The following is an 18,527-nucleotide window of genomic DNA, read 5'->3' as shown; positions in this document are numbered from 1 at the left end:
TCAGCGACGGCCCTTGACGATCTTCTCCTGGCCGACCTCGTCGGCCGCGATGGCCTGGTGCTCCTCGCGCCCGACCGAGGCGAGCGGCTTGCCCTCACCGGTCTGGAACTCCAGCTTGAAGCCGTCGACGGCACGGTTGAGCTCGGCGACGGTGTCGTCGGAGAGCACGTTGGTGTCGCGGAGGGTGTTCAGCACCTGGGTGTTGCGGCCCAGGTAGTCCAGGAGCTCGCGCTCGAAGCGCAGCACGTCGGGGACCGGGACCTCGTCGAGCTTGCCGTTCGTTCCGGCCCAGATCGAGACGACCTGCTCCTCGACGGGGTACGGCGAGTACTGCGGCTGCTTGAGCAGCTCGGTCAGGCGGGCGCCGCGGGCGAGCTGACGGCGCGAGGCGGCGTCGAGGTCGGAGGCGAACATCGCGAAGGCCTCGAGCGAGCGGTACTGCGCCAGCTCGAGCTTCAGCGTGCCGGAGACCTTCTTGATCGACTTGACCTGCGCGTCGCCGCCGACCCGCGAGACCGAGATGCCCACGTCGACCGCGGGACGCTGGTTGGCGTTGAAGAGGTCGGACTGGAGGAAGATCTGGCCGTCGGTGATCGAGATCACGTTGGTCGGGATGTAGGCCGAGACGTCGTTGGCCTTGGTCTCGATGATCGGGAGACCGGTCATCGAGCCGGCGCCGAGCTCGTCGGACAGCTTCGCGCAGCGCTCCAGCAGACGGGAGTGCAGGTAGAAGACGTCACCCGGGTACGCCTCGCGTCCCGGCGGGCGGCGCAGGAGGAGCGACACGGCGCGGTAGGCCTCGGCCTGCTTCGACAGGTCGTCGAAGATGATCAGGACGTGCTTGCCGCCGTACATCCAGTGCTGGCCGATGGCCGAGCCGGTGTAGGGGGCGAGGTACTTGAAGCCGGCGGGGTCGGAGGCCGGGGACGCGACGATGGTCGTGTACTCCATCGCTCCGGCGTCCTCGAGCGCGCCCTTCACCGAGGCGATGGTCGAGCCCTTCTGGCCGATCGCGACGTAGATGCAGCGGACCTGCTTGTTCGTGTCGCCCGACTCCCAGTTGGCCTTCTGGTTGATGATCGTGTCGATCGCGATGGCCGTCTTGCCGGTCTGGCGGTCCCCGATGATGAGCTGGCGCTGGCCGCGGCCGACCGGGATCATCGCGTCGATGGCCTTGATGCCGGTCTGCAGCGGCTCGTGGACCGACTTGCGCGACATGACGCCGGGAGCCTGGAGCTCGAGGGCGCGGCGGCCCTCGGAGGCGATCTCGCCGAGTCCGTCGATCGGGTTGCCGAGCGGGTCGACGACGCGCCCGAGGTAGCCGTCGCCGACGGGGACCGAGAGGACCTCGCCGGTGCGGGTGACCTCCATGCCCTCCTCGATGCCGGAGAACTCGCCGAGGACGACGACGCCGATCTCGTTCTCGTCGAGGTTCTGGGCCAGGCCCAGGACGCCGTTGGAGAAGCGGATGAGCTCGTTGGCCATGACGCCGGGGAGGCCCTCGACGTGGGCGATGCCGTCGGCGGCGTCGATGACGTAGCCGACCTCGGTGGTGGAGGCCTTGCCCGGCTCGTACGACGAGACGAAGTCCTTCAGCGCGTCGCGGATCTCATCCGGGCTGATGGTGATATCTGCCATGGGAATTCCTATTCGTTGGGTCCGTGCGAGCCGAAGAGGTCGTCGGGGCCTGACCTGGATGGTGCGGGGGTCGAGGGCAGTGCCCTCTGAGGATACGTGCGCCCGTCAGGACGCGAGCTGGAGCTTCAGGTCGGACAGCCGTGCGGAGACGGTTCCGTCGATGACCTCGTCGCCGACGTGCAGGCGCATCCCGCCCAGGAGGGAGGGATCGACCACGACGTTGACGGAGACCGGTCGGCTGTACTGGCGCGTGAGCGCCGAGCGGAGCCGGTCGAGCTGCTCGGGGGCGATCGGTGCGGCGACCGAGACCGTGGCGAGGATGAACCCGCCCTGGTCGGCGACCACGCTTGCTGCGAAGCGGACGAGCTCCGGGATGCGGCGACCGCGCGGGTGCGCGATCAGCTGCCGGAGGATCGCCAGCGTCTCGGCCGCGGCCTTGCCCTCGAGGAGGCGCTGCACGAGCGCGACCTTCGAGTCGGCGGCGGCGAGCTTGCTGCCGAGCGCGAGCTCGAGCTGGGCGTCGGAGGCGACGACCTCGCCGAAGGAGTGGAGCTCCTTCTCGAGGTTGACGCCCTCCGGAGCGGAGGACGCGATCGCGCGGACCCCGACCTCCTCGACCCCGGCGACCATGTCGCTCGGGCTCGACCAGCGGTGGCCGACGATCACGGTGAGCAGGCGCTTGGCCGGCTCGCCAAAGGGACCGAACACGCGGGCGACGAGAGCCTGCTTGCTGCTCGAGTCGGCGCTCGGGTCGGCGAGGGCCGCGCGCAGCTGCGCCTGGCCGTCGATGACCCGTGCGGCCTCGAAGAGCTGCTGGGCCGTGTCGAGGGACGCCTGACCGGCGAGGGCGGAGAGCTCCGCCTTCGCCGATGCGAGTGCCTGCCTGGACGCGCTGCCCATCAGTTGTTCGCCTTCTCCGAGGCCTCGAGGTCGGCGAGGAAGCGGTCCACGATCGCGGACGCCTTCGCGTCGTCGTTGAGGCTCTCGCCGATCACGCCGGAGGCGAGGTCGATGGCGAGGGTTCCGACTTCGGAGCGGAGCGAGACCACGGCGGCCTGACGGTCCGCCTCGATCTGGGCGTGCGCGTTGTGGAGGATGCGCTCGGCCTCGACCTGCGCCTGCTCCTTCTTCGCCGCCACGATCGCGTTGCCGTCGGCGTTCGCCTTCTCACGGATCACTCCGGCCTCGGCGCGGGCCTCGGCCAGCTGGGCGGTGTACTTCTCGAGGGCGGCCTCGGCCTGTCGCTGGGCCTCGTCGGCCTTCGCGATGTTCCCCTCGATCGCGGCGGAGCGCGCGTCGAGCATCTTCTGCAGGCGCGGCAGGACCAGCCTCCAGAAGAAGAACAGCAGGATGAGGAAGATCACCCCCGACCAGAAGAAGTCGTAGAACTCCGGGATCAGAATGACCGCGGGGACGTCACCTTCTTCCGCAGCGATGTTCACAGCGGTGCTGAACACGACTACGCCGCGAAGATGAAGTAGGTGGCGAGGCCGATGAGCGCGAGCACCTCGGTGAACGCGATGCCGAGGAACATCGTGGTCTGGAGGCGGCCGGCCATCTCGGGCTGGCGCGCCATGGCCTCGACGGTCTTGCCCGCGACGATGCCGACACCGATGCCGGGGCCGATCGCTGCGAGGCCGTAACCGACCGTCGCGATGTTGCCGGTGAGTTCGGCGAGAACGGTGACTGAGTCCACGAGTGGGTCCTTTCAGTGGGGTGATCGTGAGAACGGGCGGGAGCCCGTGAGTAGTGGGGTCAGTGCTCCTCGGCGACGGCCAACTGGATGTAGACCGCAGCGAGGAGGGTGAAGATGTAGGCCTGCAGCACGGCGACGAGGAGCTCGAAGAGCGTGAACGCACCGCCGAAGGCGAAGGTCACGACGCCGAAGAGCTTGAAGCCCGGGTCGATCTGGGAGCTGAAGAGGAAGAACTGCGTGGCCGAGAAGCACAGCACCAGCAGGAGGTGGCCGACGATCATGTTCATCACGAGCCGCAGTGCGAGCGAGAGCGGACGGATGATGAACGTCTGCAGCAGCTCGATCGGCGTGAGGATGAAGTAGATCAGGAACGGCGCTCCGGGCGGGAACAGGGCGTTCTTGAAGAAGCCCATCCCCCGGTCCTTGATGCCCGCGTAGATGAACGTCACGTAGGCGACCAGGCCGAGGAAGAGCGGCATGCCCACCACGGAGGTCCCCGCGATGTTCAGGAACGGGACGATGCCGGTCAGGTTCATCGAGATGATCGCGAAGAAGATCGTCACGAGGATCGGGAGGAACCGGCGCGCGTCCTTCTCGCCGAGGATGTCCTTGGCGATGGTGACGCGGACGAAGTCGAACGCGAGCTCGACGACGTTCTGGAAGCGGCCGGGGACGAGGCGCAGCTTGCGCGTCCCGAGCCAGAAGAACAGCATCAGTGCGATGACCGCGATGAAGCGGACCAGCATGACGCGGTTGATCTCGAAAGGGGTTCCCTCGAAGAGGAAACCGGGCGGGAAGAACTCGGAGATCGACGGGGTGTGGAAGTCACTCTCACCGGTCGAGGACGAGACCAACAGGGTCACAGCGTTAGCAAACAGCGCTAGCTCCTGGAATTCGGGGCGTGGCACGTTGCAGCCGACCGAATCGAATCATTCGGACGCAACGCTCTCGCGACGACGAAAGGTGGGGTTTTCCGCTCGGACGGCGATCGTGCTCGACGACCGCCATCAACGATGAGACGATCTGAGGACACGTTCGCCTGCGGGATTCGTCCCTACTGTAGCAACAGAACGGCCTGAGAGCCGAATCGTGGTCCTCTCAGGAACCGTTCGGCTCGTCCTCATCGAGCGATGTCGCTGACGTTCGGCATGCGCGAGCGCGAGACGACGAGGACGTCGATCACCAGGGACCCCAGGACGGCGACGATGATCGTGACGAACATCGCGGTGCTGTTCAGCCACGGCTGATCGCGCAGGACCAGGGCGGCGATCACGAACAGCACGAACTTGGCGAGCCACGTGCCGAGGACGACGGCGAAGAACCCGCCGATGTCGAGGCGGTTGGCGACGAGGATGCTCGCGGCGGTGAGGAGCACCATCACGCCGCCGACGATCGCGCCGAGGAGGGCTCCGATCGCGCCCTCTCCCCCGGCGGCGATCCCGCCGACGACGGTGCCGAGAACGGCCAGGGCGAGCACGAAGAGGCCGCCCACGACCAGCGCGCGGCGCAGGACGGGGACGGACGCGGGCTGCGGACGGGGGGTGGCCGGGGAGGCTCCGGTCATGATGCTTCCTTCCGCGCCGTGGTCGGCGCTGTCGTGTCCCGGTCGATCGGGAGTCCGGCCGGCGGACGGAGCAGCTCCGTCGAGGACGCGCGGTCGAGGGGGTCGAGGACGGGTGAGGCCTCCGCGGACTGCGCCGCCGCCTCGAGCCGCTTGCGGCGGCTGAGCGGGGCGAGCGTGACGACGGTGCAGACCAGCAGACCGACTCCGAGGAAGACGAGCGGGACCCACAGCACGTCGACCACGAACATCAGCAGGCAGCTGACGGCGACGACGGCGGTCCACGCGTAGAAGATCAGCACGGCGTGCAGGTGGGAGTGCCCCATGTCGAGCAGGCGGTGGTGCAGGTGCTTCCGGTCGGCGCTGAACGGCGACTTTCCCGCGCGCAGGCGCCTGATCACAGCGAGGCCGAAGTCCATCAGCGGCACCACGAGGATCGCGAACGGCAGGATGATCGGGATGAACGCGGGCAGGAGCTCCTTCGCCGCGAGCTGGGCCGGGTCGATCTGGCCGGTGACCGCGATCGCGGAGGTGGCCATCAGCATCCCGATCAGCAGTGCGCCGCTGTCGCCCATGAACATCCGCGCCGGACGCCAGTTGATGGGGAGGAATCCGGCGCAGGCGCCGACGAGCAGGACCGCGATGAGCGAGGCCAGGTTGAAGTAGTCGGTGGGCGAGGTCTGCTGCACCAGCAGGTAGCTGTAGAGGAAGAAGACCCCGTTGGCGATCAGGGCGACGCCCGCCACGAGGCCGTCGAGGCCGTCGATGAAGTTGAGAGCGTTGGTGACCAGGACGATCGCGAGCACGGTGATGATCAGCGACATCCACGGCGAGCCGACGGTCAGGCCGCCGATCGGCAGGGAGACGATCTGCACGCCCTTCCAGGCGATCAGGCCGGCGGCGATCAGCTGACCGGCCAGCTTCGTGGTCCAGTCCAGGTCCCAGATGTCGTCGGCGACGCCGATGAGGACGATGAGCAGGCTCGCGCCGAGGATCGCGAGGATCGGCTCGGGATTGGCGAACACCAGCCGGAAGTAGGGCAGCTGGGAGGCGATGCCGAAGCCGACGAGGATCCCGAGGAACATCGCGATGCCGCCCAGGCGGGGGGTCGGCCGCGTGTGCATGTCCCTGACGCGGATCTTCGGGTAGAGCCGGTACTTCAGGCTCAGCTTCCAGATGACCCACGACAGCGCTCCGGTCACGAGCGCGACCGCGAGCGAGACGAGGGCGAAGGTGATCACCGGTTACTCACCCGGAGCGGAGTCGGTGCGGGCGGCGCCGGTGCCGGTGTTGGGCGTCGGCGCGTTCGTGCTCGACGAGCCCGTGTCCGGCGCATCGGCGGAATCGACGGGCGCGGAGTCGCCGGGCGCGGAGTCGTCCTGCAGGCGGGCGCCGGAGGCCCAGTCGGGGCGCGCGGTCGGGGTCCGCTCGAAGGCGTACGGGTCGCTGCCGGTCGCGGTCTCGGCGGGCTCCTGCTGGTACCCGGCCTGCGCCGCGCCGGCCGTGGAGGCGTCGGGCTCCGACGTCTCGGCGCGGGGCGCGTCCGGATCCGGCAGCAGGTCTCCGACGACCTCGCGGATCCGCTCGGCCGACACGACGCCCTGGCGCAGGATGCGCAGGGTGCCGCCCTCGAAGCTCAGCGCTGTCGCGTCGACGATCGTCGAGGACTCGCTGGCGCCCGCGGGGCGGTCGCTGTAGCGCGATCCTGCGGCGCCGGCGTCGAGATAGACGTCGACGGAGTCGCCGAGCTGGTCGAACGCCTCCTGTGCGGTCGTGGCCGAGGGCTGCCCCGTGCGGTTGGCGGAGGAGACCGCCAGCGGACCGGTCTCGGCGAGGAGCTCGATCGTCACCGGGTTGTCCGGCATGCGCAGCGCCACGGTCCCGCGCGTCTCGCCCAGGTCCCAGACCAGGGAGGGCTGGGCGTGCAGGACGATGGTGAGCCCGCCGGGCCAGAACTCGCGCGCGAGGTCGCGCACCGCCTCCGGCACGTTCTCGGCGAGGGCGTCGAGGGCGGCCACGTCCCCGATCAGGACGGGCGGCGGCGACTGCCTCGTCCGTCCCTTCGCGTCGAGCAGGCGCTGGACCGCGGCGGCGTCGAACGCGTTGGCCGCGACGCCGTAGACGGTGTCGGTGGGGATCACCACGAGCTCGCCGCGGCCGATGGCCGTCCGCGCGAGACGGGTGCCGGTCAGGAGGTCCGTGTCGACGGAGCAGTCGTAGATGCGTGCCATAACGGGTCGATGATACCGGCGCGGTCCGTGTCCGGACCGGCTGCGGCGCGGCGGTCGCGTCAGCGCCGCCCGAGGCCGGGGCTCGGCGGCCGTCGCAGCGGCGCCCGACCCGTGCCGGCCGAGGCCGCCGGAGCGCTTCCGTGAGGCACTCGGCCCGGCGCGGGCGCCTCCGCCGACAGGACGCCCACGAGCGCCACGGAGACGGCGAGCGTCGCGAGCGAGTGCTGATCGCCGAACCAGGTGGTGTTGTCGGCCATTCCGTGCAGGAACGTCCAGAGGACGGCGACGGCGAGCGCCCCGACGGCGACGGCCTCGTTCCGGGCGACCCGGAGGAGCAGGCGCACGACGGCGACGGTGGCGAGGAGGAGGAACGCGAGGACGGGGAGCGCGATCAGGAGCCCGCCGTTGGTCCACGCGGTGACGAGGAGGTTGTGGGGCGGGCGCGGCTCGCTGTGCTGGGTGAACTGCGACCCGCGCGCCAGCCACAGCTCCTGCCATCCGCCGTACCCCAGCCCCAGCAGCCAGTTGTCGGGGAACGCGCTCGCAGCCAGGCGCAGGAAGTCGCCGCGGGCCCCGAGCGTGAGCACGCCCGCCTCCGCCAGCTGCGGGAAGGACACGGCGACGGCGTACACGGCCGTGATCCCGGAGGGGATGGTGATCATCCAGGCGACCGGACCGAGGCTGCGTCCCTTGAGTCCGCGGATCGCGGCGACCAGCAGGGGCAGGACGATCGCGAGGACGATCGCGGTCTTGGACAGCGTGAAGAGGGCGCCGACCAGCCCGGCGACGGCGACGAGCAGGAGGAGACTCCCCCGCTGCCGTCTCCAGACGGCGAAGGCCAGCGCGCCGGTCGTGGCCATGTACATCGAGGCGATGTTGCCGTTGAGGAAGAACCCTCCCGACTTCTCCTGCAGGACGTTGTTGAAGGACGTCGTGAAGATGTCCCGCACGTAGATGTCGGAGAACAGCACCGCTTCCGGCCACCGGAGGTAGGCGGTCTCCTGCACGGGATCGAGCTGGAAGAGGATCGTGAGCGTCACCTGGAGGAGGAACACGGGCGCCGCCCAGTTGAGGGCGCGGCCGACGACACGCCAGGCGCCGTCGCCGAGCCCGCGGACGGCCAGGTACGGAGTGAGGAAGGAGACGACGGAGACCACGTCGCGCAGCGCGGCCGCGCGTGCTCCGGAGTAGGTGAGCGCGAAGAGGGTGCCGGCGATCACGAGGAGGACCACGACCACGAACCGGTCGATCCGCCCGCCGCGCAGCCGCGCCACGGAGTACGGGAGGAAGAGCAGGCTCCAGGCGACCGGAGCGGTGACGGGGCCCAGGGTGTAGAGCTGCACGACGCTCAGCGCCAGGAGCACCGCGAGGAAGACGAGGACGATCCGCTCGTGCCGCCGCTGAGCGGGATCCGCCGGCGCGCGCGACGGCCGCCCGCGGGTCTCCGGAGCGTCGGTGACGCGGGTCGCGGCGATGACGGAGGGACGAGAGGCGGTCGGGCGGCGGAGGAGGGCGTCGTCGGCGTGGCGGCCCATGTCAGAGCCGTTCCGCGGAGGTGCTGGTGGCGGCCTCCGTCTGGCGGAGCGGAGGAGCGGCGCGCCGATTCCGGGACGACGGGCCGACCTCTCGCGGCGGGAGGGTCGTCCGCGGGTGCCGGTCCGGGGCGGGAGGCGGATCGAGCAGCACGGGAGAGGCGGTGGCGTCGGCGGACGCGGGCGGGAGAGGGGATGCAGGTGGCATGTCGCGCCGACACTAATCGCGCGGCACGAGCCTCGACGGGCTTGGCGCGGAACGTCGATCCGCGTGCGCGCGGCGGCCCCGCGCCTCAGCCACGGGGGTCTGCCAGCAGCTCGTCCGCGCGGCGGGCGATGCCCGGCCAGCCGAAGTCCGCCGCTCGGCGCCGCGACGCCGCAGCGACCTCCGCGCGTCGCCGGGGATCGCGCAGCGAGGCGATGAGGGCGGGGAGCTCCGCGAGGACGGCGTCCGCGACCTCCTCCTCCGTGCCCGGCGGGACGAGGACGGATCCGTCGACCACTCCGTCGGAGGTGCGCAGGATCTCGGGGAGGCCTCCGCGCTCGACCGTCACGACGGGGATCCCCCGCGAGAGCGCCTCCACCACCACCATCCCGAACGGCTCGTCCCAGCGGCAGGGGTAGAGCAGGAGCGCCGAGGAGCCGAACAGCTCCAGCAGGTCCTCGTGCCGGAGGAACGGGAGCCGGCGCACGACGCCGGGCAGGGCGGCGACAGCCTCGTCGAGCGCTCGGACGTACGGGGTGGGCGTCGCGTCGTCCCCGAGGCCCGATGCGCCGGCGATGACCAGCCGCAGATCGGCGCCGTGCTCGGTCCGCATCCGCCTCACGATCTCGACGGCCTCGCGGGCTCCCTTCTCGGCCACCAGCCTCCCGGCGAAGACCGCCTCCGCAGTACCGCCGAGCGGCGCCGGCGGGACCTCGGGCGGAGGGACGACCCCGTTGTACAGGACGGCTGTGGCGATCAGGCCGTACCGGTCGACCGCCCGGGCGCGCAGGAACTCGCTGCAGAAGATCCACTCGTCGACCGCGTCGAGGTAGCGCCGGGCGGCGGCGGGATCGGGTGGCAGGTGATCGAGCAGGTCGTTGTGCAGGTGTGCGACGATCCGCCCCCGGTAGCCCAGGCGGCGCAGGCGCACGGCGTAGCGGGGGCGGTTGTGGATCCAGACCGTCGGGACACGGCGCAGCGACGGAGCGAGCACCAGCAGCCAGAAGCGCCCGCCGAAGGACAGCCGGCGCAGCTCGGCGCCCGGGTCGCTGTCGCGCCGATGCGCCAGGAGGAGTGCCGCGCGCCGCTGAACCGCGTAGATCCGCCGGTACAGACGATGGGGCCTGACGTCCACGCCCGGTGACGCCGACGACCACGGCGCGTGCACGGCGATCCGGAGCGAGGACCGGGACACCGTCTCGCGGACCCAGGTCGCCACGGCTCCCCCGCTGCCGTCGAAGCGCTCCTCGGCGGCCAGCACCACGGCGACCTCGACCGGGGCGGCGGAGCCGAGCCGGAGCCGGGCGGGCAGTCGCGACAGGACGAGCGATCGCGCCTCGGCGATGTCGCGCCCCGGCGCCAGGAGGGCGGTCGCTCCCAGCACGAGGCCCGCGAGCGCCAGCTCCACCGGGAGCAGCCGCAGGGGCGCGCCCTCGGGGAGCAGGCGGAGCAGGAGCAGCACGATCGCCATCGGTGCGGCGAGCAGCGGCCCCGCGGCGCACGCGCGCAGGAACGCGCCGAGGCGCACTCCGAGCACCACCCGCAGCACGGCGCAGGTGACGGCGAAGCCGAGAGCGCTCGAGAGCAGCAGCCCGCCGATCAAGCCGTCGAGTCCGAACAGCACTCCCCCGCCGACGATCATCGGGATCGTGATCGCGGTCTTCACGATGTTCACGATCAGCCCGAACCGCACCCGGTCCATCGCCATCAGGATGAAGCCGACCGGATTGCCGATCGCCCGCACCGCGCCCACCACCGTCAGTGCGCTCGTCATGCCCGCGATCCAGCCCCAGCCGGGTCCGTAGAACAGTCGCACGATCTCCTCGGAGCGCAGCGCCACCAGCATCAGCGGCGGGATGCTCGCCATGCTGAGCACCGCGGTGACGCGGAGGTGGTTCCGCGCGACGCGCTCACGGTCGTGCTGGATCGAGGAGAACACCGGGAACATCACCCGCGTCACGATCGGGTTGACCCTCGCGGGGAGGTTCACGGCGAGGTTGTATCCCAGGGTGTACCCGCCCAGCTGGGCCGGTCCGAGCAGGCGGCCGATCGCGAGCGAGCCGGCGTTCGAGCCCAGGTAGTTGACGATGCCGTCGAGGGTCTGGAAGACGCCGAAGGAGAGGAAGCGGGCGGTCTCGCGGATCCGGAACCGGAACCGCAGCCGGAACCAGCGGCGGGCCTGCACGAGGGCGAGCACGGAGCGCAGAGCCGCGGTCGCGACGAGCCCCCACGCGTAGGAGAGCGCCCCTGCTCCAGAGACCGCGAGGCAGACCGTCACGGCGAAGCCGCCGACGAGAGCGATCGTCTCGGACACGGCGACCGCTCGGAACCGGATCCCCTTCTCGAGCACCGCTCTCGGCACCTGCCCGGCTGCGCTGCCCACGAACACGAGCGAGGCGACGGTGAGGACCGGCGCCGCGGCGGCGGACCCGAGCAGGGAGGCGATCGGTGCGGCGCCCAGGAGGACGGCGACGGTGACCAGGAGCCCGACGGAGAGGTTGAGCCAGAAGACCGACGAGAGCTCGAAGCTGGTCGCCCGCCGGCGCTGGATGATCGCCTGGGCGACCCCCATTCCGAGGAAGATGTCGACGAACGCGTTGAGCAGGGCGACGATCGCGATGATCCCCATCTCGGAGGGGTCCAGCAGTCTCGCCAGGAGCGCGAACTGCCCGAGCTGCACGACGAGCGCGACGGCGAACGAGACCGCCGTCCAGGCGGTCGCGTCGACGGTGCTCCGGCGCAGGCTCACCTCTCCCGCCCGGCGGAGGCCGGACGGAGGTCCGGTCGCGGATCGTCGGCGCGGTGCTCGGCGCGGCTCATCCGCGATCTCCGTCCGTCGTCGTCGGCATCGATCGGCCGGCCGCCCGGTCGTAGAGGTCCTCGAGGTCGCGGGTCCGCTCGGCGAGGTCGAACGAGGCGAGCACGCGCTCCCGCCCCTCCGCGCCCATCCGCTCCGCGCGGTCCGGGTCCCGGAGCAGGGCGGCGAGCGCCCCGGTCAGGCCGGGCACGTCCCCCTCCGGGACGAGCAGCCCGGTGACGCCGTCCTGGACCGCCTCCGGGACGCCGCCGTGGCGGTACGAGACGACAGGGACGCCTGCGAGCGCGGCCTCGAGGAAGACCATGCCGAAGCCCTCGGAGTCGCCTGTCGCCGCGGTCCGCGACGGTGCGCAGAAGACCGCGGCGCCGGCGAGGATGCGGGCGACCTCGGCGGGGGGCAGGGAGCCGGTGAAGGTCACCTGCAGGCCCAGCCGCGCCGCCTGCTCGACGAGCGCCTCCCGCAGGTGGCCGTCGCCGACGACGGTCAGGGGGACGTCGCGGATCGGTCCGGGGAGGGCGGCGACCGCCTCGAGCAGATCCGGAACGCCCTTCTTGTCGGTGAGGCGTCCGACGAAGACGATTCCCGCGCGCTCCGCAGCCGGTGCGGCCTCGGGGCGGGAGGTCGGGACGCCGATGTAGCCCACTCCGGTGCGCCGCGGGTCCGCCCCCAGGCGCAGGAGCCCGTCGGTGATGAAGCGGGAGACCCCGATCACCGCGAGCGCGGTGCGGAAGACGGCGCGGGCCTCGAGGGCGCGGTGAGCTCGGGCGAGGGGGCGGAGCAGGCGCGGAGCTCCGGTCGCGAGCGGCCAGCTGGTCACGTCGTAGCCGTGCCCCGTCACGACGAGCGGGAGGCGCCTCCTCCGTGCGTACCGCGCGATGAAGACGGCGTCGATGAGGAAGTGCGCATGGATGAGGGCGGGCCGGCGCTCATCGACGATCGCGTCGAGCCGTCGTGACACTCCGAGCCACCGCAGGAGGAGGGACCGCCGCCCGCGAGGGGTGATCGGATCGTGCAGGACGATGTCCGTGCGGTCGTGGAGGACGCCCGAGCCGGTGCGCTCGAGGCCCACTCCGAGGGCGCGCCAGCGCTCGAGTCCGTGCATCTGATTGCGGACGAACGTCTCGGAGTCCTGCAGCCACGCGCGCTTCCAGACCAGGACCAGCGGCCTCTCGCCGGCGGCGACGCCGCCCGCGTGCTCAGCGGACGGCACGGCGCACCCGGTAGCGGAGGGCCGCGACCACGCTCGGCAGCACCCGCACGGCGTCGCCCAGATAGCGCCGCCAGAGCCTGCCGGGCTCCCGGCTGAGCCGGTGCGCCCACTCGAGGCCGAGGCGCTGCACCACGAGCGGCGCCCGCGGGATCTCGCCGGCGAGGAAGTCCACGGCGGCGCCGACGCCGAGGCAGACCGCTCCCGTGCCGCCGACGGCGAGCAGGCGCTCGCGAACCTCCTCCTGCTTGGGGGAGCCGAGGCAGAGCGCGACGATGCGGACGTCTGCCGTGCGCAGAGTCGAGGAGAGGCGGGCGAGGTAGGCGTCGTCCGCGAGCTCGGCCGGCTCCGGCGAGAGGACGACCGGAACCTGGAGCCCGGCGAAGCGCTGCTGCAGCTCGGCGGCTGCGCGATCGCCGACTCCGGGGCGTCCGCCGATGAGAGCGACCGGCGCACCCTCGAGCGCCGCGCGGCGGCAGACCTCGGTGAAGAGGTCGATGCCCGTCACGCGGCTCGCCGTGCGGTGGCCGTACGAGCGGGCCAGCCAGACCAGAGGCGCCCCGTCGAGCACCACGAGGGACGCCCGGCCGTAGTACCGCCGGAACTCGCCGGAGTGCTTCCAGCGCACGAAGTGGTCGGTGTTCGGCGTGACGACCAGCTCGTCGCGGCCGCTCCGGGACAGCTCGAGCACGGCCTCCGCCGCCTCGTCGAGCGTGGTGATGCTGGCCGGCATCCGCTCGATGCGGCCGGTGATGTAGGAGGTCATGCCGGTGCTCCTCGGGGGTCGGTGCGGGAGGGAGGGAACGGAGCTGGTGTGCGGAAGGGGCCGGTCGCGGCCGCCTGCACGGGGACGGTCACGTCGTCCACCGGGTGCTCCTCCGATCGGAGAGCCGGCGGCGGGTGTCGTGCACGGCGTAGAGGATCCGGCTGAGCGCCGTGAAGGCGGCGGGGACGTGCTTGAGCACCAGCCCCAGGACGAGCAGCCGCGGCGACCGCGCGGAGCGGAGCACGCGGACGTCGCGCAGCGCCTCGGACCCGAGCCGGACGCCGGTCTCGACGAGCGCCGCGTCGGAGTTCTGGCGGATCGGGGTGAGCGCGACGGGGACGGCGTAGAACCAGGTCGTGAACCAGTCCGACAGCGGGCGCGGCACCTCCTCGAACGTACGGGCGAGCGCCGCGCGCATCTCCTCGGCGCAGACCAGGAGGTTCCGGAGGTCCGGGTCGCGCCGACGGGTGATCGAGGACGCCGTGTGGACGTAGGAGTAGAGGATCTCCGGCACGAAGAGCACCCGTTCCGCCGCCTGGACCGCCCGCAGCACGCCGACGAAGTCGGACTGGGAGCTCAAGCGCGGGAAGAGCTCCTCCTGCAGGACGGCGCGGCGGAAGAGCTTGTTCCAGAGGAAGCCGTGCAGGCGCCCGGACGCCATCCGCTCGAGAGCGAGTTCGGACGAGACCAGTTCGCGCCGGTCGAGGCCGTCGATCACACGTCCGGAGGTCGACTGCCGGGTGCGGTAGAGCGCCCGGCAGACGACGACGTCGGCCGCCGTCCGCTCGGCCTCGGCGGTGAGGGTCCGAAGGATCTCCGTGTCCCACTCGTCGTCGACGTCCACGAACCAGACGAACTCGGAGTCGATGCCGTCGAGGGCGCGGTTCCGGGCGGCAGCGACGCCGCCGTTCTGCTCGAGGAGCAGGACTCGGGCGTCCTCGCGTCCCTCGGCCCACTTCTCGAGCACCTCCGCCGTGCCGTCCGAGGACGCGTCGTCGACGAGGACGACCCGCGTCCCCGGTCCGAGAGTGAGTGCGAGCCGCGCGAGGAAGCCGTCGAGCCGGGCGATCGCGTTGTAGCAGGGAGCCACGACGGTCACCGAGTGCACGCCCCCGCTCACCGTCGGCCCCCGAGCTCGCGGTAGGCGGCGACGACGGGTCCGAAGACGGCGTCGGGCGAGGCGGCCTCGTCCACCCACGCCTTCGCGCGGTCGGCCTGCATCAGGAGCCCCTCGGGTCGCTCCAGAGCGGCGGCGAGGAGCTCGGCGATCCGCTCCCCGTCGGCGTCGGCGGGGAGCAGGAGGCCCCGACCGTCGGCGAGCAGCTCACCCACACCGCCGACGTCGGTCGCCACGACCGGGCGACGGCGGGCCATCGCCTCCAGCATCACGAGCGGAGTCCCCTCCCACCGCGAGGTCGACAGGAGGAGATGCGCCGCGTCCAGCGCTCCGGTCACGTCCGCCGACGGACCGGCGAAGTCGACCACTCCGGCTCCCCGGGCGCGCTCGCGCAGCACCGGCAGCATCGGACCGTCGCCGAGCCAGGTGCCGGTGACGGGCCGGACCCGGGCGAGGGCCTCGACGGCCGCGAGGAAGCGGATCGGGTCCTTCTGCTCCGCGAGCCGCCCGATGCCGAGGACGCGGACGACCGGCTCGGCGAGTTCCTGCGCGCTCGCGGGCTCCGCGGTGACGTTCGCCGGGGCGTTGCCGGTGACCACGACGCGATCCTGCGGGCGGCCGTAGTCCTCGACGACCATCCGCCCCACGGAGGCGGAGACGGCGAACACCCGCCGGGAGCGGAAGGAGAGCGCTCGCCTGTCGATCCCGGGCAGCTCGGTGTGCGCGTGCTCGACCACGGGGACACCGAGCGCGGCGCCGACGAGGAGGGCCAGCAGAGCCTCGCGGCGCTGGTGGGCGTGCAGGACGTGCGGGCGGAACCGGCGGACGGCGAGAGCGACGCCGCGGAGATCGGCCGCGAAGCCCTGTCTCGGTCTCGGCACCACGAAGACGGGCGACTCCTGCGCGGCGCGGTCGCTGAGCGGCCCGGGACGCCCCCAGTAGGCGGTCTCGCAACCGTGCTCGCGGCTCCACGCGCCCAGGGAGAGGGCCACACGCTGCGCTCCGCCGTCCTCGAAGGAGTCGAGGACGTGCAGGATCCGCAGGGATCGGGAACGGGCGGCCCTCATGAGAGCGCCCCGTCGGGAACCGCGCCCGGGAAGCGGACGTCGAGTTCGGCCAGGACGGCGTCGACGTCGCGGCCCATCGTCCCGGGATCGACCTCGTAGTGATCGGCGAGGAGGTCGACGACCTCGTCCCGGGGCCGGCGCTGCCGGATCACGGCCTCGAAGACCGAGGCGGCGCTCAGCGAGAGCACGATCGGGGACACCGACGGGCGGGACAGGTCGAGCACGTAGACCTGACGGTCCGTGCGCTCGACGGCGAAGCGCTGGGCCGGCGGCGCGCTGCCACCCTGCGCCTCGGCGGAGGCCTCCACCGGATGCACGGCGCTCGCCGCGGGATCGGACGAGGCCGGGAGGTCGCTCACCGGCGCCGTGGTCGCCGCGATCGCCTCGAACGAGGACGCCGAGCCCTGCTCCTCGCTGCGGCCGCTCAGCGCCACCCTGGCGAAACCGGTGAGGGCGGAGGGGAGGCCTCGGAGCGCCCGCAGGGTCCGCTCCCCCCGGAGCCGGAGCCGACGTCGGACCGTCGTCGCCTCGGGATGGCTCGCCTCGAGATCCGCGCGGGTGGGGAAGGCGGCTCTCAGCAGCAGGCCTCCCTTCAGGCGCCAGGGAGCGGACGCCACGGCGTGCAGCCAGTTGAAGGTGTGCCGGTCGGAGCTGCGGCGCACGTCCCAGAGAATCTGGGCCTGCCGGTAGCGCTCCTCGGGCGCGGCGGGGACTCCCCAGGAGGTGAGGAGCTCCGTCATCGGCGTCTGCGCGCCGAGCTCGACGGCCGCGTCGCGGATCGCCTCGCGCTCCTCGCTCGGAAGGCCGGCGGCGTGCGCCTTCAGAACCGCCAGCGCCGTGGTCGCCGAGGCGGAGCGCGCGCTGCGCAGCTGGTGCAGGGCGTGCAGCACGAGGTGGTGCGCGCGCCCGGGGATCCGCAGGGTCTCGTCGCTCAGCGGCAGATCCTCGGCGGCCGCCCAGAGGCGGTCGAAGACGATCCGCTCCTCCTCGAAGGCACCCGGGAAGGAGCGGTGGACGTCGACGTCGCACGGCCACGAGGGGTGGACGAGCGTGATCGAGTGGTCGACGAAGAGGGTCCAGCTGAGAGCCTCGGCGCGGCGGCGCCAGCCCATCGAGGCGAGCAGCGCGAGAGCCTCGTCGAAGCGCTCGGGGTCGACCCAGAGGTCGACGTCGGCCGACGTCATCGGGGCGCGGATCCCCTGGCGGTGCAGACCCTCGCCCTTCACCACGAGGCTGCGGACGCCGTGCGTCCGCAGGGTGTACTGCACCAGCACGGCGGCCAGGCGCAGGGCGACGGCGTTCGGCAGCATCGCGTCGGCGGAGGCGCCGACAGCCGGGACCGGTTCAAGGGACACGGACGCGTCCCTCCGCGAGGGCGAGGATCTCCTCGGCCGCGACGGACCACGGGCGCTCCCGCGCGAGCTCGGCGGCCCCCCGGGAGAGAGCCGTCCACTCGCGTCGGAGCCGGTGGAGGGCGTCCTCGTACTCCTCGCGCGTCGTGTCGTCTGAGAGGACCACGCCCGCCCCCGCCGCGCAGAGATCGGCCAGGACGCTCGACTCGATCGCGAGGACCGGCAGCCCGCTCGCCAGCGCGTCGAGTCCGGCGGCCGCGCCGGTCGTCGACGGCGTCAGGTGGGCGTACACGTGGGAGTGGCGGAGCACCTCGACGACGCCGTCGCGGTCCTGCTCGCCGACGGAGCGCAGCCCCGACGCGAGGTCGTCGGCGATGCCGCCGTCGTCGATCACGGTGACGTACTCGGTGCCGTCCAGGCGGGCGAGGAGATCGAGCCGCTCGGCGCCCCGGTCGAGACAGGAGGCTCCCACGGCGGCGAAGCGGAGGGGCCCGTCGGGGGCGGACGGCGTTGGGAACGACGCGTCCGGCAGGCCCAGGGGCACGACCGTTCCCGCGAGGGCTGACGCGAGCCGCTCCGTCGGGGTGACGACGACAGCACCGCGGCGCTCCTCTTCGAACCGGAGGCGCGGGAGTGCCGGGAGGTCGTCGGCCAGGAGGACGGTCATCGGAGCGAGCCCGGCGAGCTCCACGGCCGTCCCCGGGAGAGCCACCACGAGGTCGGGCCGCTCCGGAGCGAGCAGTCGGCGGGCCCGGCGCGTGACGACGGCGAGCCCGACGGACCCGGCGCCCCTCCGGCGGGCGGGCTCGAGGAAGCGGGCGAGCACGCTGGGGCGGAGCTCCGCCCCGCTGAACCCCTCCGGGTCACCGGTCACCACGACCACGCGGTGCCCCTGGCGGCGCCAGGCGCGCTCGAGCGGAGCCGCGTGCCAGGCGTCGAGGGCGACGATCCCGATGGTCAGCACGGGCGGACTCCCCCCGTCAGGGGGGATCGGCGGCAGGGACCGGGAGACGGGAGGAGCGCGGAATCCCGCTGGTCGATGACCTCGTGCACAGGGCGGTACCTCTCTCCGTCGCGGCAGGCGGAGCCGCGGACGTCGGAGAAGTTATCCCCGTGCCCGGCGGCCTCCGAGTGGGAGGCGCGATACGGAGGCGGGGGCGGCGTGCGCGCCGCTCACGGAGTCGGATCGCGTCGGTAGCGGTCGCTCGACCGTCAGTCCCCGCCACGGGTTCCGCGCCCGCCGCACCGGCATGCGGAGGCACCGCGGCGCCGCCGATAGAGTCGGCTCCGTGACCCTCTCCCCGCAGATCTTCACGCTCCCCTCGGCGGTGCAGCGG

At 72.2% G+C, this 18,527-nt stretch carries 16 protein-coding genes; all 16 read right to left on the bottom strand.

Features of this window, described 5'->3' with window-relative positions; translation table 11 throughout:
* The 16 genes from atpA to C5C99_RS07590 all read right to left on the bottom strand — a co-directional run bounded on the left by atpA (position 1) and on the right by C5C99_RS07590 (position 18,154).
* The gene (gene atpA / locus C5C99_RS07665; protein WP_104223023.1) at positions 1–1,638 is read right to left on the bottom strand and encodes a F0F1 ATP synthase subunit alpha; all 1,638 of its coding nucleotides are present in this window, start codon (positions 1,636–1,638) and stop codon (positions 1–3) included.
* Between the two features lie 105 nt (positions 1,639–1,743).
* The gene (locus tag C5C99_RS07660; RefSeq protein ID WP_104225578.1) at positions 1,744–2,538 is read right to left on the bottom strand and encodes a F0F1 ATP synthase subunit delta; all 795 of its coding nucleotides are present in this window, start codon (positions 2,536–2,538) and stop codon (positions 1,744–1,746) included.
* On the bottom strand, positions 2,538–3,095 hold the full coding sequence (locus C5C99_RS07655) for a F0F1 ATP synthase subunit B (RefSeq protein WP_244229449.1): 558 nt from the start codon (positions 3,093–3,095) through the stop codon (positions 2,538–2,540). Before C5C99_RS07655 ends, C5C99_RS07660 begins: the two co-directional genes overlap by 1 nt.
* Positions 3,096–3,097: 2 nt before the next feature.
* The gene (locus tag C5C99_RS07650; protein WP_055794702.1) at positions 3,098–3,334 is read right to left on the bottom strand and encodes an ATP synthase F0 subunit C; all 237 of its coding nucleotides are present in this window, start codon (positions 3,332–3,334) and stop codon (positions 3,098–3,100) included.
* A 59-nt stretch (positions 3,335–3,393) separates the two neighbouring features.
* On the bottom strand, positions 3,394–4,197 hold the full coding sequence (atpB, locus tag C5C99_RS07645) for a F0F1 ATP synthase subunit A (RefSeq protein ID WP_068254016.1): 804 nt from the start codon (positions 4,195–4,197) through the stop codon (positions 3,394–3,396).
* A 257-nt stretch (positions 4,198–4,454) separates the two neighbouring features.
* A complete protein-coding gene (locus C5C99_RS07640; RefSeq protein ID WP_104223021.1) occupies positions 4,455–4,898 on the bottom strand; it encodes a hypothetical protein in 444 nt (147 codons plus the stop codon).
* On the bottom strand, positions 4,895–6,136 hold the full coding sequence (locus C5C99_RS07635; protein ID WP_181065442.1) for an MraY family glycosyltransferase: 1,242 nt from the start codon (positions 6,134–6,136) through the stop codon (positions 4,895–4,897). Before C5C99_RS07635 ends, C5C99_RS07640 begins: the two co-directional genes overlap by 4 nt.
* Positions 6,137–6,139: 3 nt before the next feature.
* The gene (locus tag C5C99_RS07630) at positions 6,140–7,126 is read right to left on the bottom strand and encodes an L-threonylcarbamoyladenylate synthase (RefSeq protein ID WP_104260103.1); all 987 of its coding nucleotides are present in this window, start codon (positions 7,124–7,126) and stop codon (positions 6,140–6,142) included.
* 59 nt (positions 7,127–7,185) lie between these two features.
* Positions 7,186–8,661, bottom strand: a complete 1,476-nt coding sequence (locus tag C5C99_RS07625; RefSeq protein WP_104223018.1) for an O-antigen ligase — start codon at positions 8,659–8,661, stop codon at positions 7,186–7,188.
* Between the two features lie 290 nt (positions 8,662–8,951).
* Positions 8,952–11,612 (bottom strand): MOP flippase family protein, encoded by a 2,661-nt coding sequence (locus C5C99_RS07620; protein WP_104339868.1) that lies wholly within the window; start codon positions 11,610–11,612, stop codon positions 8,952–8,954.
* A 67-nt stretch (positions 11,613–11,679) separates the two neighbouring features.
* Positions 11,680–12,891: a glycosyltransferase gene (locus C5C99_RS07615; RefSeq protein WP_104339867.1), complete on the bottom strand. Its 1,212-nt coding sequence runs from the start codon at positions 12,889–12,891 to the stop codon at positions 11,680–11,682.
* Entirely contained in the window at positions 12,878–13,654 is a 777-nt protein-coding gene (locus tag C5C99_RS07610) for a WecB/TagA/CpsF family glycosyltransferase (protein ID WP_104260107.1), read from the bottom strand. The genes C5C99_RS07615 and C5C99_RS07610 overlap by 14 nt, the downstream gene beginning before the upstream one ends.
* A gap of 88 nt (positions 13,655–13,742) precedes the next feature.
* Positions 13,743–14,774: a glycosyltransferase family 2 protein gene (locus tag C5C99_RS07605; protein ID WP_181027087.1), complete on the bottom strand. Its 1,032-nt coding sequence runs from the start codon at positions 14,772–14,774 to the stop codon at positions 13,743–13,745.
* Positions 14,771–15,838 (bottom strand): glycosyltransferase family 4 protein, encoded by a 1,068-nt coding sequence (locus C5C99_RS07600; RefSeq protein WP_104339866.1) that lies wholly within the window; start codon positions 15,836–15,838, stop codon positions 14,771–14,773. Before C5C99_RS07600 ends, C5C99_RS07605 begins: the two co-directional genes overlap by 4 nt.
* On the bottom strand, positions 15,835–17,193 hold the full coding sequence (locus tag C5C99_RS07595) for a PqqD family peptide modification chaperone (RefSeq protein WP_104339865.1): 1,359 nt from the start codon (positions 17,191–17,193) through the stop codon (positions 15,835–15,837). Before C5C99_RS07595 ends, C5C99_RS07600 begins: the two co-directional genes overlap by 4 nt.
* Positions 17,183–18,154 (bottom strand): glycosyltransferase family 4 protein, encoded by a 972-nt coding sequence (locus tag C5C99_RS07590; protein WP_146078761.1) that lies wholly within the window; start codon positions 18,152–18,154, stop codon positions 17,183–17,185. Before C5C99_RS07590 ends, C5C99_RS07595 begins: the two co-directional genes overlap by 11 nt.
* Positions 18,155–18,527 lie beyond the last annotated feature (373 nt).

The organism is Rathayibacter sp. AY1C4, assembly GCF_002932195.1.
Taxonomy (GTDB): domain Bacteria; phylum Actinomycetota; class Actinomycetes; order Actinomycetales; family Microbacteriaceae; genus Rathayibacter.
The sequence above is the reverse complement of the archived record's forward strand: the minus strand, read 5'-3'. Positions and strand labels throughout refer to the sequence as shown.

Excerpts from the sequence above, each read along its gene's own strand:
- C5C99_RS07625 (WP_104223018.1), bottom strand. The coding sequence starts at position 8,661 with ATGGGCCGCCACGCCGACGACGCCCTCCTCCGCCGCCCGACCGCCTCT.
- C5C99_RS07660 (WP_104225578.1), bottom strand. The coding sequence starts at position 2,538 with ATGGGCAGCGCGTCCAGGCAGGCACTCGCATCGGCGAAGGCGGAGCTC.
- atpA (WP_104223023.1), bottom strand. The coding sequence starts at position 1,638 with ATGGCAGATATCACCATCAGCCCGGATGAGATCCGCGACGCGCTGAAG.
- C5C99_RS07600 (WP_104339866.1), bottom strand. The coding sequence starts at position 15,838 with ATGAGGGCCGCCCGTTCCCGATCCCTGCGGATCCTGCACGTCCTCGAC.
- C5C99_RS07610 (WP_104260107.1), bottom strand. The coding sequence starts at position 13,654 with ATGACCTCCTACATCACCGGCCGCATCGAGCGGATGCCGGCCAGCATC.
- C5C99_RS07630 (WP_104260103.1), bottom strand. The coding sequence starts at position 7,126 with ATGGCACGCATCTACGACTGCTCCGTCGACACGGACCTCCTGACCGGC.
- C5C99_RS07640 (WP_104223021.1), bottom strand. The coding sequence starts at position 4,898 with ATGACCGGAGCCTCCCCGGCCACCCCCCGTCCGCAGCCCGCGTCCGTC.